Source organism: Roseibium album (assembly GCF_965233825.1).
GTDB classification, from domain to species: domain Bacteria; phylum Pseudomonadota; class Alphaproteobacteria; order Rhizobiales; family Stappiaceae; genus Roseibium; species Roseibium album.
In genome coordinates this window covers 1,787,390-1,799,568 of the sequence record NZ_OZ247583.1, presented here as the reverse complement: position 1 = coordinate 1,799,568, position 12,179 = coordinate 1,787,390, and the positions used below count along the sequence as shown (strand labels likewise).

11 protein-coding genes and 1 other RNA gene are annotated in these 12,179 nt (G+C 56.1%); 7 read left to right on the top strand and 5 right to left on the bottom strand.

Annotated features, from left to right (window positions below; genetic code table 11):
• Window positions 1-124 precede the first annotated feature (124 nt).
• An RNA gene (ffs, locus tag ACO6TI_RS08390) (signal recognition particle sRNA small type) lies at window positions 125-222 on the bottom strand.
• A gap of 79 nt (window positions 223-301) precedes the next feature.
• Complete coding sequence (locus ACO6TI_RS08385; protein WP_422384744.1) at window positions 302-934, bottom strand: LysE family translocator; 633 nt, start codon at window positions 932-934, stop codon at window positions 302-304.
• A gap of 154 nt (window positions 935-1,088) precedes the next feature.
• Here ACO6TI_RS08385 and ACO6TI_RS08380 point away from each other — a divergent pair, with 154 nt between their 5' ends.
• The 7 genes from ACO6TI_RS08380 to ACO6TI_RS08350 all read left to right on the top strand — a co-directional run bounded on the left by ACO6TI_RS08380 (window position 1,089) and on the right by ACO6TI_RS08350 (window position 8,163).
• Window positions 1,089-1,508, top strand: a complete 420-nt coding sequence (locus ACO6TI_RS08380) for an HIT domain-containing protein (protein ID WP_196898688.1) — start codon at window positions 1,089-1,091, stop codon at window positions 1,506-1,508.
• A 79-nt stretch (window positions 1,509-1,587) separates the two neighbouring features.
• On the top strand, window positions 1,588-2,535 hold the full coding sequence (gene nudC / locus ACO6TI_RS08375; protein ID WP_422384743.1) for an NAD(+) diphosphatase: 948 nt from the start codon (window positions 1,588-1,590) through the stop codon (window positions 2,533-2,535).
• A complete protein-coding gene (locus ACO6TI_RS08370) occupies window positions 2,511-3,110 on the top strand; it encodes a histidine phosphatase family protein (RefSeq protein WP_422384742.1) in 600 nt (199 codons plus the stop codon). Before nudC ends, ACO6TI_RS08370 begins: the two co-directional genes overlap by 25 nt.
• Window positions 3,111-3,209: 99 nt before the next feature.
• Window positions 3,210-4,391: a lytic murein transglycosylase gene (locus ACO6TI_RS08365; protein WP_104701828.1), complete on the top strand. Its 1,182-nt coding sequence runs from the start codon at window positions 3,210-3,212 to the stop codon at window positions 4,389-4,391.
• A gap of 125 nt (window positions 4,392-4,516) precedes the next feature.
• On the top strand, window positions 4,517-6,544 hold the full coding sequence (locus ACO6TI_RS08360; RefSeq protein ID WP_422384741.1) for a putative bifunctional diguanylate cyclase/phosphodiesterase: 2,028 nt from the start codon (window positions 4,517-4,519) through the stop codon (window positions 6,542-6,544).
• Window positions 6,545-6,783: 239 nt separating this feature from the next.
• Window positions 6,784-7,395 (top strand): hypothetical protein, encoded by a 612-nt coding sequence (locus ACO6TI_RS08355; RefSeq protein ID WP_196891916.1) that lies wholly within the window; start codon window positions 6,784-6,786, stop codon window positions 7,393-7,395.
• Window positions 7,396-7,542: 147 nt separating this feature from the next.
• Window positions 7,543-8,163, top strand: coding sequence for a hypothetical protein (locus ACO6TI_RS08350; RefSeq protein ID WP_422384740.1), 621 nt, complete (start codon window positions 7,543-7,545; stop codon window positions 8,161-8,163).
• A 9-nt stretch (window positions 8,164-8,172) separates the two neighbouring features.
• Here ACO6TI_RS08350 and ACO6TI_RS08345 read toward each other — a convergent pair whose 3' ends face one another.
• The 3 genes from ACO6TI_RS08345 to ACO6TI_RS08335 form a co-directional block, all read right to left on the bottom strand.
• Complete coding sequence (locus ACO6TI_RS08345; protein ID WP_196878163.1) at window positions 8,173-9,804, bottom strand: ABC transporter ATP-binding protein; 1,632 nt, start codon at window positions 9,802-9,804, stop codon at window positions 8,173-8,175.
• A 10-nt stretch (window positions 9,805-9,814) separates the two neighbouring features.
• Entirely contained in the window at window positions 9,815-10,918 is a 1,104-nt protein-coding gene (locus tag ACO6TI_RS08340) for an ABC transporter permease (RefSeq protein ID WP_208992845.1), read from the bottom strand.
• Window positions 10,919-11,011: 93 nt separating this feature from the next.
• On the bottom strand, window positions 11,012-12,133 hold the full coding sequence (locus ACO6TI_RS08335) for a microcin C ABC transporter permease YejB (RefSeq protein WP_055119169.1): 1,122 nt from the start codon (window positions 12,131-12,133) through the stop codon (window positions 11,012-11,014).
• Window positions 12,134-12,179 lie beyond the last annotated feature (46 nt).

Below are 12,179 nucleotides of genomic sequence, written 5' to 3'. Positions count from 1 at the left end.
TACATTGGTACCAAGGTAACAATTTGTCAAGCAATGTCGCGTTCACGCAGGTCCTGGTGATGCACGCAAACAAAAAACACCGCACGATGCCGGGCGGTGTTCGAAACAGGACAACTGAAGAAGGGTGGGAGGCTGGCACGATGACCCGTGCCGAGGCTCGTTAGGGCTGCTTCCTTCCGGATCTGACCCGGTTGGCGAGTGGCTCGTCCACCACCAACCTCCCGAGCGCCTTATATCAGAAACAGCATGGGGTTTGGCAAGGGGCTCGTCGAGTTTTTTATTTGCACCGAATGATTGGCGTTCATGGACGCAAACTGGCCAGTTTCAGGCCAAAGGCCATGAACACCAGACCGGTAACACCTTTCAACCAGCGTTGGAACGACGGACTGCCGGCAGCCTTTGACATGCGCGCAAGCAACATGACCATCGCGCCGAACCAGACCACATTGATCAATGCGTGGATGCCGACCAGCGTAAACGCAGCGGACATTGCGCCGTCTCCGACCGGAATGAATTGGGGAAACGCAGCCAGGTAAAACATGGAAACTTTTGGGTTCAAGGCATTGGTCAGGAAACCTTCACCGAATGCCCGCGCCAGCGTGCGACGGTGTCTTGCAGGACGTGACGAGGGTGCGAGTACCTTTCCTGAAAATGCATCCCGCAGCGCCTTCAAGCCGATCCATATCAAATACGCCGCACCGATCATCTTGACGACAAAGAAAGCGTCAGCGGAGTGGACCAGGATCATTGATATTCCGAGAACCGACAAGGTTCCGTGCAAAAAGAAGGCAGCCACGAAGCCACCGATATTCGAAACCGCGGCCAGACGGCCCGAAGTTGGAACGGTCTTGGCAATCAGCACGCCGTTCGGCCCCGGTGACAGCACCAAAAGACCCGCAACAACAGCAAAACTCAATATTGTATCCAATTGCATGACACTATCCGGAACAGAGGAATGAAAGGCGGGATAGGCGGTTCTGGAAAACCGGTTCGCATCTGTCGCAATCTACCCATATGCTGGTTAAAAGCAATCTGAGCGATACCCCCGGTCGAGCGTTTCCTCGATCAACATTACCGGATCACGTTTCATGTCTTCATTCGCCCTCAATCCCCGTCTGGAAGGTGACAGTCTTTTTGTCGCCGACTTGCCGCTGTCAATGCTCCGGCTGATGAAGGATGCCAACTACCCCTGGCTGCTGCTCGTCCCGCGGAAATCCGACCTCGTTGAAATCATAGATCTGGATGAAGCGGAACAGGGGCAGTTGATGCAGGAGATCGCGCTGGTGAGCAAGCTCCTGAGAACCGTGTCGAATTGTGAAAAACTCAACATCGGAGCACTCGGCAACCAGGTCTCTCAGTTGCATGTCCATGTCATCGCCCGTTTCCGGGACGATGCGGCGTGGCCAGGTCCTGTCTGGGGCGTCGTGCCTCCCCGCGAATACGATCCGGAGAGCGCAGACAATCTGATCGATCATCTTCAGGACGCCCTGGCCGACGCAAATCGCTAGGCCTTGCTGGACAGTCTCATCATGCCGCCCTAGGGTACGGCCCAGATTATGACCCGCCAGATTTTCCAGGGATCCCAACATGAATCCAGCAGCAGCCAGTCTCCAGGCAATGGAGATGAGCTTTATTGCAAATACCCTCGATCGACAATCAGAACGGCGCGGGAACACAAATTACATCAATGAATTACTTGAACGGCCGGGCACACGGATCGTTCTGTCCACCGACAAGACGCTCGTCTTCAAGGCCGCATCGGACCCGGAAATCGGGCACGACCTGGCTTCGGCACTGGCGCTTGGCGCGGCCGCCGATGAAATGGTGTTTCTCGGCCTGAGACCGAAAAACGGTCAGGCGATGTTCGCCACTACCGTGCCACACGACGATGAGGAACTTGCCGAGCGAGCAGATCTGAATGTGCAGGACCTCAGGACGCTGGCCCTTCAAAACGCATTTTCCGACGAAGACCTGAGCGCCCTTGCCCAGGCGCGTGCGCTGATCCACTGGCATCGAACCCACCGGCATTGCTCCAGTTGCGGCGAAAAATCCGTCATGGCCGAAGCGGGTTACCGGCGCGACTGTCCATCCTGCGGTACACCGCATTTTCCACGTACCGACCCTTGCGTGATCATGCTGATTACCCACAAGGATCGTGCCCTGCTTGGCCGCCCTGCCCGCTTGCCTGAGGGCATCTACACGACGCTGGCAGGTTTCATGGAGCCAGGGGAAACCATCGAAGGGGCGGTTCGCCGGGAAGTCTTCGAGGAAAGCAGAATTGAGGTGGGAGATGTCAACCTTGTCTCCAACCAGCCGTGGCCGTTTCCCGCGAACCTGATGCTTGGGTGTATTGGAACGGCAACATCATTGGATATCGAGATCGCGGATGATGAACTGGAAGCCTGCAAATGGTGCGACAGGGCCGAAGTCAGGCAGATGCTCGACGGAACCCATCCCGAAGGCCACAGGATACCGCCGTCGATCTCGATAGCCTACGAATTGATCATTGGATGGCTGGAAGGCTCCGCGTCATGACCTGGTGCGTTTACCTGACCCATCCGGAGGTCGCCATCGACCCTTCTGTACCCGTCACGGAATGGGGGCTCTCGCCACTCGGGCAGGAACGGGCTGCAAAAGCAACGGATCTTCCATTCGCTAAAGAGATCGGCGCTGTTGTTACGAGTGCGGAAACAAAGGCTATCGAAACGGCACGGTTTTTTACCGGCAAACTGGATGTTCCGCTCCACACACGGAAAGACCTTCATGAAAACGACCGTTCGGCGACCGGTTTTCTGCCGCCGGACGAATTCGAGCAGGTGGCAAACCGGTTCTTTGCCGAGCCACAGACCTCGGTTCGCGGTTGGGAACGCGCAGAAGATGCACAAAACCGGATCGTTGGCGGTATCCGCGACGTGCTGTCCGGTGTGGCCCGGAATATACCGGTTCTTTTTACCGGCCATGGTGCTGCCGGTACGCTGCTCATGTGCCATCTCATGGGCCGTCCCATTTCCCGGGCATACGACCAGAAACGCGGTGGATGCTGGTACCGGTTCGAAAAAGACTGGCTCAGCACGCAAACCGGGAGCGATTTAAGCTGGATTGAGGTTTGAGGCCGGTCGGCGTTGCCGCTGGATCGTGATAGGCTTCCATCAGAAAAAGAATCTCTGGAGCCTGCCGTGATCCGTGGTCTGACGTTTGTCCTTGCCGCAATGCTGATTGCATTCATCTCCCAGCCGAAACCTGCAAACGCCGGAAAGTACGATGCCCAGTTCCGGCAGTTCCTGAATTCCGACGTTATCCCTGCCGCGCGACGGGCGGGTGTCTCGCAAGCAACTCTTGACCGGGAACTCGCCGGCCTAACGCCCGATACATCGCTTCCCGGCCTTGTCGGCCCCGGCGGCAAGGGCGCGCCTCCCAAAATCAACTTCCAGGCGGAATTCCGTTCACCCCAGCGCTATTTCCGGAACAGCCAGTTCAACTCTCTTGTACCCGGCGGCCGCCGCCTCATGAAGAAACACGCTGCAACGCTGAAAAAGATAGAAGCCCGGTATGGTGTTCCCAAGCGCATCATTCTGGCGATCTGGGCGCGGGAGTCCGGCTACGGCGGCGCCAAAATTCCACATGACGCCCTCCGCGTCCTGGCCACTCAGGCCTTCATGGGTCAGCGCGCCGATTTCTTCAAGGGCGAACTGATCGCCGCGCTGAAGATCCTGCAAAAGGGGGACGTGTCGCGCCGCACGATGAAGAGTTCCTGGGGCGGTGCCATGGGACAACCCCAGTTTCTGCCCTCTTCCTATCTGAAATACGCTGTCGATTTCGATGGCGACGGCAAGCGCAATATCTGGACATCGGAAGTCGATACAATGGCCTCCATTGCCAACTACCTTTCTGAACATGGCTGGGTAAAAGGACGCGACTGGGGCTATGAGGTCTTTTTGCCGGAAACCCTGTCCTGCACGCGTGAAGGACCGGACAATCGCCAGAAGATCTCGGCCTTCGTCAAGGAAGGTGTGAAGCGGGTCAGCGGCAAGCCGTTTCCGAGCCAGGAGCTCGGCCAGCCAGGCAATGTACTCCTGCCCGCAGGCCGCTACGGCCCGGCGTTCATAGCGACCGAAAACTTCTATGTTCTGAAGGAGTACAACGAGAGCGACACCTACGCGCTCTTTGTCGGTCACCTTGCGGACCGATACAGCGGCAACAAGGCCTTCGTGGCCGACTGGAAACCGATGAAGGACACGACAAGGGGTGCGGTACGCAACCTGCAGGTCCGTCTTGAAGGACTTGGCCATGACGTCGGCGGTGCTGACGGCCTGATCGGCTTCAAGACTCGTCGTTCAATCGGCAAGGACCAGGAGAAGAATGGATTCTTCGCGACGTGTTGGGTCGGGTGACTGGATCGATCAAAGTAATTTCCATGCTGCCCTGACAAAAGGCATGCTTACTTTTCAATCATTTGGTAATTCAGAATATGTAGTGTGCGGTAATCTGCTCCAAACATCTGCGATACGGGATGTCAATGAGACAATTACGGCAACAGTCCCTTGGGTCCGCCGCGCTCGTATTTGCCGGAGCACTCATTCTTGCACTTTCATTCTTTGCCGTTTCCCTGTGGGAGTTCAGCCGCACTGAAGCTGATGATCGTGCCCGGATCGTCCAGCTTTCCGAAGCCTTCGTGAAACAATATGCAAATTCTCACTCTGAGGGAATGCCGCTACCGGCAGCGTTCCGCCGCATGGGACTGGAAAATTTTCTGCAATCAAGGCTGGGAGACACAACGCACGCTCCCATGAAAATACGGGTCCCCGGTCTTCCGGGTCGCGAGCTTGGCTTCAGCGAAACCAGCCCTCATGTTGCAGAACAAATTTCGCAGATTGCCAGGCACAACGATGCGGCCATCCACGAAGAACTTCGTTTTGAAAACTCGAAAGTCATTGGCCGATCCATCTTCCCGACATTCGCCTCGTCGGAGGTTTGTGTTTCCTGCCACAACCGTGAACTCGGTGAAGACGTCTACCAGGCCGGAGACGTCATGGGGGCATTTGTCGTCGAATCCGACCTCACGGGTTATGTCGCCAGAAGCCTTGCTTATTCTGGCGTTGCATTCGGCCTCCTGATACTTGGCTACCAGTTGCTCGCAATCCGCGAAAACCGTCGAACCCGCTCGATTGTAGAACTTGAAGGCCAGGTCAAGCTGGAACGGCAAAGGCGGGAAGCCGAGGCTCATTCAAATTTCGTGCTGTCGCACGATTCGCTCACCGGTCTTGCCAGACGTTCGGTATTCATGGACAGGCTTCAGGCGTTGTGCTCGGAGCATCTTGAAACCGGGTTCTTTCTTGCGCTGGTCGATCTAGACGATTTCAAATCCATCAACGACACAATGGGCCACGATGCAGGGGATGCATTGCTGGTTGCCGTTGGAACGCGACTAAGGCAAATCGCTGTCGAAAGCGGCGGCCTGGCCGCGCGCTTCGGAGGCGATGAGTTCGCTTTGATTGTCCCGCAGTCCGATCAGTTTCCCTCCATGCAGTCTCTCGGATCGAGAATCGTCGAATTCTTGCGCTGTGAAGTGAACCACAACGGATTCTCAATCCATCCCAGCTGCTCGGTCGGCCTCTCGGCTTGCGGCATGGGATACCTTGAGGACACGACCGGATTGCTGAAATATGCCGACGCGGCGCTTTATGCGGCGAAAGACGGCGGCAAGAATCAATACTGCCAATTCAATGATCATATCCTCAGGGACCTGAACCGGCGTACCCTCATAACAAAAGCTCTTGCACAGGCGATCCAGCACGACGAGTTGCAGGTCGCATTTCAGCCAAAAATCTGTCTTGCCAGTGGAAGGCCCGTCGAACTTGAGGCCCTTGCCCGGTGGGATCTGGATTCAAAATGCGTGTCTCCAAGCGAATTCGTCAGGGTCGCGGAAGAAACCGGCTCCATTCTCGACCTGGACCTCGCCACTCTCACGAAGGGCGCGCGTTTCGCCGCGACTGCCTCCAGCGAGATCTGTGCCCCTGTCAGGATCAGCTCGAATGTCTCTGCGCTTGGTTTCCGCTCGCCTCACATAGCCGAGAAGATTGTCCAGTGCCTGAAACAGGCCGGCCTGCCTCCAAACCACCTGACGATCGAAGTCACCGAAAGTGTTCTTGTGGAAAATGTTGCTTCCGCGAACGAAAGCCTGAGCCGTCTGCGGGCCAGTGGCGTCCGCGTCGCACTCGACGATTTCGGGGTCGGGTATTCTTCGCTGCGCTATCTGCAACAGCTGGTCTTCGACGAAATCAAGATCGACCGGTCGTTCTTGCAGGACATCACCACAGACAACGAAAAGCACTTTTTGTTCCTGAAAATTGTCGAGATGGCAAAAGGCCTGAACAAGGAAGTTGTCGTTGAGGGCATTGAGACTCGCGCTCAACTCGACCTGGCCCAACTGACCGGAGCAAGATTGGGTCAAGGCTACTTTTTCTCAGAACCGATGGGTCAGGAAGAATGTCTTGACTATCTGCAACGATCGATCGGTCAACAGACCCGTTCCCAGCTTGGCTGAAGCCTGCCGGTGCCTTCAAGACGGACCAGTCAGTTGATGGCTCCGACCAGGTTCTGACTGATCAGGTCAAGGCCTCGCGAATGGTCAACGAAAACCCTGCAACATTCCGGTTTTGAATGAGCGAGTCGGCTCCCGCACTCGGCGATAATATTTGATTTCGCGATTTTAAAACTTTTTGCTTTTAATTATTATTGTTTTACGATAATTAATCACTATCGTTCAAAGATAGAGAATTCCAGATGCTTAAATTGATGTTTCAGCGCGCGACACGGTCGGCGCGCACCGGATCCCTGTTGATTGCCGCAAGCCTTGCTGTTCTTTTTGCGTCTCCGGTTCACAGCAGCGAACTGGACAAATTCAATCCCGCAACGACTGACCCCGAACTGTTCCGGATTGCGGTCCGCCATTCAGAACGACTCAAGGTTCCCGAAAAGGGGGTCAAAATGCTGGTTGTGATGACGGACAGAAAAAATGGCCGTATCCTCAAAGAGAAGAAAGTCTTTTTGCAAAAGACGACGGCCACAGCCGACGCTGCGAAGTTGGCAAACAGCCAGAATGGATTGGTTTCGATCTACCGGATACCGGACCGCCAGATCAGCAAGATAAGGGCGCTGCAGGCAAAATTCCTGACATTGCCCGAAACGCGCCGGGACGAAATCGCCGGGTCGCTGTCCATCGACGTTACCGGCTGCAAGCTCGACCCGGACGATACCGGTCAAATGTTGATTTCCACTTTCCTGAAGTCTTCCGAGTTTTCAGACTTTGTTGCTCTTGCGACGGATTATGACCTGCGCAACGTGCCGTCGGGCGACCTGGCGACGAATGCCGACCCGGTTCGACCCTGCCGCTGATCCACACAATTCAGTCCCGACTGATCGTCCAGGCAATCAGAAACACGGACGAACCTGTTTTGCCAACGTATCCCGGCGAATTTCAGCGCCTGAAGAAACACCCAACCACGGATTCGATCAATGCCTTTCCCGCATTCAAAGACCAGAATGGTCCTCAGGATCCTTCTTCTGCTTCCCCTCCTGGGACTTTTGGCTGTGGCCTGCAGTCATGTTCCGTTGGCCACCATGGTCAAATTGAGAGATTTCGATCTGCTCAAGACCGACCCGGACGGCATTCGTGTGGCGGTCCGATATCCAGACGGTATCAATATTCCCGTGGGCGCCGCCGGAATGCACCTTACGGTCAGGACGAAATCAGACGGCGTGCTGGTGCTGGAGGAAAAAGTCGCTTTCGAGGAACTGATATCAAATGCAGAAAAGGCGGAACTCGGCGCGGAACTAAGAGACGGCACGCGGATCGGCATTTACCGGATTCCGCCTGAAAACATCGCGTTTTTCAGAAGCTTCCAGGAGTTCATGCTATCGAAGTCAAAAGCAGAACGCGAAACGATGGAAGGAAACATGTCGGTCAGCGTGTCAGGATGCCGTGTCTCCCGGCAAATGCCGGGAAAAATTCCGGTGAGCACTTATCTGAAGACGTCAGAACTCGGCAGCTATGTTCCGTTGATGCGGGATGTTGACCTGGTGGAAGTCATGGCCGATGCACCGGACGCAGACACACCGGGTCTCCTCCCTTGTGACAAACCGGAACTGCCGGAGATGAATTGAACGATGGTGTCAGGCGTTCACCACGCCTTCCGGAGCAGTTTCCAGACGGAATGCGGCTGCCATCAGGGCCTTGGTATAGTCGGTCTGCGGCGCGTCGAAAATCTGTTCCGAGGGACCGGACTCCACGACCTTGCCCTGCCGCATCACGATCACTTCGTTGGCAAGGGCGCGCACCACCTTGAGGTCGTGCGAGATGAACAGATAAGCAAGGCCATGCGCTTTCTGAAGGTCCCTGAGCAGATCGACGACCTGGGCCTGCACGCTCATGTCGAGCGCAGAGGTGGGTTCATCCAGCATCACGAATTTCGGCTCCAGAACCATGGCGCGTGCAATCGAAATGCGCTGACGCTGGCCACCGGAAAATTCATGCGGATATCGATTGCGGGTCGACGCGTCCAGTCCAACTTCCTCAAGTGTTGAGGCAACCTTGCGGTCCCGTTCTTCAGCAGAAATACGCGGAAAATGCACCTTGAGACCTTCGCCGACAATATCGGCGACCGACATGCGGGGCGAGAGCGCTCCGAACGGGTCCTGAAACACGATTTGCATGTCGCGCCGCAGGGGGCGCATCTCCTTCCAGGAATTTTCCTGGATGTCCTGACCGCTGAAGGAAATACGGCCGGTTGAGGAAATCATCCTAAGGATGGCAAGGCCGAGTGTCGTCTTGCCGGACCCGCTTTCGCCGACAATGCCGAGCGTCTGGCCCTGCCTCACCTTCACATCGATGCCGTCGACCGCCTTGATGTGATCGACTGTCTTGCGCAACAGTCCCCGCTTGACCGGAAACCAGACCTTCAAATCATCCGCCTGCACAACGATCGGTTTGGAATTATCTGTTGCCGGCGGCTCGCCTTTCGGCTCAGCGGCAAGCAGGTGTTTCGTGTAATCGTGTTGCGGGCGCTCGAAAATGTCGGCGACCGGCCCCTGTTCGACGATCTTGCCGTCGGTCATGACACAGACGCGGTCCGAGAACTTCCTCACGATGCCCAAGTCGTGCGTGATGAACAGCATGGCCATGCCCTGCTGGCGCTGGATCTGCTTCAGAAGCTCCAGGATCTGCGCCTGGACGGTAACGTCGAGCGCCGTTGTCGGTTCATCGGCAATCAGGAGTTCCGGCTCATTGGCGAGCGCCATAGCAATCATGACGCGTTGACGCTGACCGCCGGAAAGCTGGTGCGGAAACGACTTGAGTCTCTTTTCCGGTTCGCGGATGCCGACCTGGTTGAGCAACTCCAGCACCCGCTGACGCGCCTGCGTCTCACCCATGCCACGGTGTATCTTCAGGATTTCCGATATCTGCCGTTCGACCGAATGAAGCGGATTGAGCGATGTCATCGGTTCCTGAAAAATCATCGAAACAGCGTTGCCGCGGATCTTGCGCATTTCGCTGTCGTCTGCCTTCAGCATGTCCTGACCGTTCATCAGGATTTCACCTGCCGGGTGTGAGGCCGAGGGATAGGGAAGCAGTTTCAGGACCGAAAGTGCGGTCACGGACTTTCCGGATCCGCTTTCACCGACAAGAGCAACTGTCTCGCCTTTTTTGATATCGAAGGAAATCCGGTCGACCGCCAGCGTTTTTTCGTCGCCCTGGGTAAAGGCGACCGACAGGTCTTTTACGGAAATGAGGGCCTTGTCAGTCATGTTCACCCTCTCAAGCCAACGTTTTGCGTGGGTCGAACGCATCGCGCACGGCCTCACCGATAAAGATCAGCAGACTGAGCATCAAGGAGATCACCACAAAGCCGGAAATGCCTAGCCAGGGTGCGCTCAGGTTGTTCTTGCCCTGTGCCATCATTTCGCCGAGGGATGCCGAACCCGCCGGAAGGCCGAATCCGAGAAAGTCGAGTGCGGTCAGCGTGGAGATCGACCCATTCAAAATGAAGGGCATGAAGGTGAGCGTTGCGACCATGGCGTTGGGCAACAGATGTCGCCACATGATGACCGGGTTGGAGACACCCAGTGCACGCGCCGCCGCAATATATTCGAAGTTTCTTCCCCGGAGGAATTCAGCCCGAACGACACCAACGAGCGCAACCCAGGAAAACGCCAGCAGGATCAGGAACAGAGTCCAGAACCCGGGTATGAAAAACGAGGATACGATCATGATCAGGTAAAGGGAGGGCACTGCGGTCCAGATTTCGATGAATCGCTGCGAGAGAAGGTCAATCAGGCCGCCGTAGTAGCCCTGTACCGCACCTGCCGCGATGCCGATGACCGATGATGCGAGTGTCAGGACAAGCCCGAAGAGAACCGACACCCTGAATCCATAGATCACACGGGCCAGCACATCACGCGCCTGATCATCCGTTCCAAGCCAGTTCCAGTTTCCGATGATGCAGTTCGGATCATCAACGCCCAGCGGGTACTGCTTGCAGCGGGTTTCTTTGTCCATCGTCCAGGACGGAGGCGTTGGCGCCGTGGTGGGTATTTCCCGATTGACGGTTCTGTAGTTGTAGCGCACCGGCGGCCAGATCATCCAGCCGTCCTCGTTGATCAGGTCCTGGATAAAGGGATCCCGATAGTCGGTCACCGCCAATGCCAGTTCATCGTCATAAAACCTGTCTTCGGGGTAGTCGATCACGGTCGGGAACAGGAAATCGCCCTTGAAATAGACCAGCACCGGCCGATCATTCGCCAGAAAATCCGCAAAAAGCGTCAGGACGAACAGGACCAGAAAAATCCAAAGCGACCAGTAGCCGCGCTTGTTTGCCTTGAAGTTTGCCAGACGCCGCTGGTTGATGGGCGACATGCGCATCTTCACCGGTGGTGGAACCGTTTCCTCCGGCAAGGGATTGTAGACATCGTATCCGGCGGTTTCCAACTCGTCGCGAGCTTGCGAATCCATGGATCAGACCTCCCTGCTCTCAAAGTCGATCCGGGGATCGATCCAGGTGTAGGTGAGGTCTGAAATCAGACCGATGACCAGGGCCATCAGACCGAAAATATAGGCGATCGCAAAAACCACCGCGTAATCCCGACCCAGAACGGACTCAAACCCGAGAAGACCAAGCCCATCCAGCGCGAAGACCGTCTCGATCAACAGGGAACCGGCAAAGAAGGCGGAGATAAATGCCCCCGGAAAGCCGGCGACGATGATCAGCATGGCATTTCTGAAGACGTGGCCGTAGAGAACCTGTTTCTCCGTCAGCCCCTTGGCGCGCGCCGTGACCACATATTGCTTTCTGATCTCATCAAGAAACGAGTTTTTCGTCAAAAGGGTCGTCGTTGCGAAAGCGGAAAGTACCATCGCGGTCAACGGCAGCACCAGATGCCACAGATAGTCCACGATCCGCTCGGGCCAGGACAGTTCCGACCAATTGTCGGATACAAGCCCTCTTAGCGGGAATATGTCCCAGAAGGTTCCTCCGGCGAACAGAACGATCAGCAGGATCGCAAAAAGGAAGCCGGGAATCGCGTATCCCACAACGATCACGCCCGATGTCCAGACATCGAAGCGCGACCCGTCACTCACCGCCTTTCGAATGCCGAGCGGGATGGAAACGATGTAGGAAATGAAAGTGATCCATAGGCCAAGGGACACCGAAACCGGGAGTTTTTCCTTGATCAGGTCCAGAATGTCTATGTCCCGGAAGTAACTCTCACCGAAGTCGAAACGGGCATAATTCCAGAGCATGGTCAAAAAACGCTCCAGAGGTGGTTTGTCGAACCCGAATTGCTTTTCAAGCTGCGCGATGAACTCCGGGTCAAGGCCTTGCGCGCCACGGTATTTGGACGTGACGCTGTCAGCCGCCGAGCCTGACCCACCCGAGGCATCATTGCCGGTACCGGCAAAATCGCTGCCTCCGCCGCCAATCCGCGAACTGGCAGATACGTCTGTTCCCTGCAATTGCGCAATGACACGTTCGACCGGACCGCCTGGAGCGAATTGGATAATCACGAAATTGACCGCCATGATCCCGACCAGCGTCGGTATCATCAACAGCAATCGGCGAAGGATATAGGCGCCCATGGGGTTTGTGCGTTCCCTTTTCTTTGGCCTTCTGAAGCGGGCTCAG

Coding starts and splice junctions, on each gene's coding strand:
- ACO6TI_RS08385 (WP_422384744.1), bottom strand. CDS start 934: ATGCAATTGGATACAATATTGAGTTTTGCTGTTGTTGCGGGTCTTTTG.
- ACO6TI_RS08380 (WP_196898688.1), top strand. CDS start 1,089: ATGTCTTCATTCGCCCTCAATCCCCGTCTGGAAGGTGACAGTCTTTTT.
- nudC (WP_422384743.1), top strand. CDS start 1,588: ATGAATCCAGCAGCAGCCAGTCTCCAGGCAATGGAGATGAGCTTTATT.
- ACO6TI_RS08370 (WP_422384742.1), top strand. CDS start 2,511: ATGGCTGGAAGGCTCCGCGTCATGACCTGGTGCGTTTACCTGACCCAT.
- ACO6TI_RS08365 (WP_104701828.1), top strand. CDS start 3,210: ATGCTGATTGCATTCATCTCCCAGCCGAAACCTGCAAACGCCGGAAAG.
- ACO6TI_RS08360 (WP_422384741.1), top strand. CDS start 4,517: ATGAGACAATTACGGCAACAGTCCCTTGGGTCCGCCGCGCTCGTATTT.
- ACO6TI_RS08355 (WP_196891916.1), top strand. CDS start 6,784: ATGCTTAAATTGATGTTTCAGCGCGCGACACGGTCGGCGCGCACCGGA.
- ACO6TI_RS08350 (WP_422384740.1), top strand. CDS start 7,543: ATGGTCCTCAGGATCCTTCTTCTGCTTCCCCTCCTGGGACTTTTGGCT.
- ACO6TI_RS08345 (WP_196878163.1), bottom strand. CDS start 9,804: ATGACTGACAAGGCCCTCATTTCCGTAAAAGACCTGTCGGTCGCCTTT.
- ACO6TI_RS08340 (WP_208992845.1), bottom strand. CDS start 10,918: ATGCGCATGTCGCCCATCAACCAGCGGCGTCTGGCAAACTTCAAGGCA.
- ACO6TI_RS08335 (WP_055119169.1), bottom strand. CDS start 12,133: ATGGGCGCCTATATCCTTCGCCGATTGCTGTTGATGATACCGACGCTG.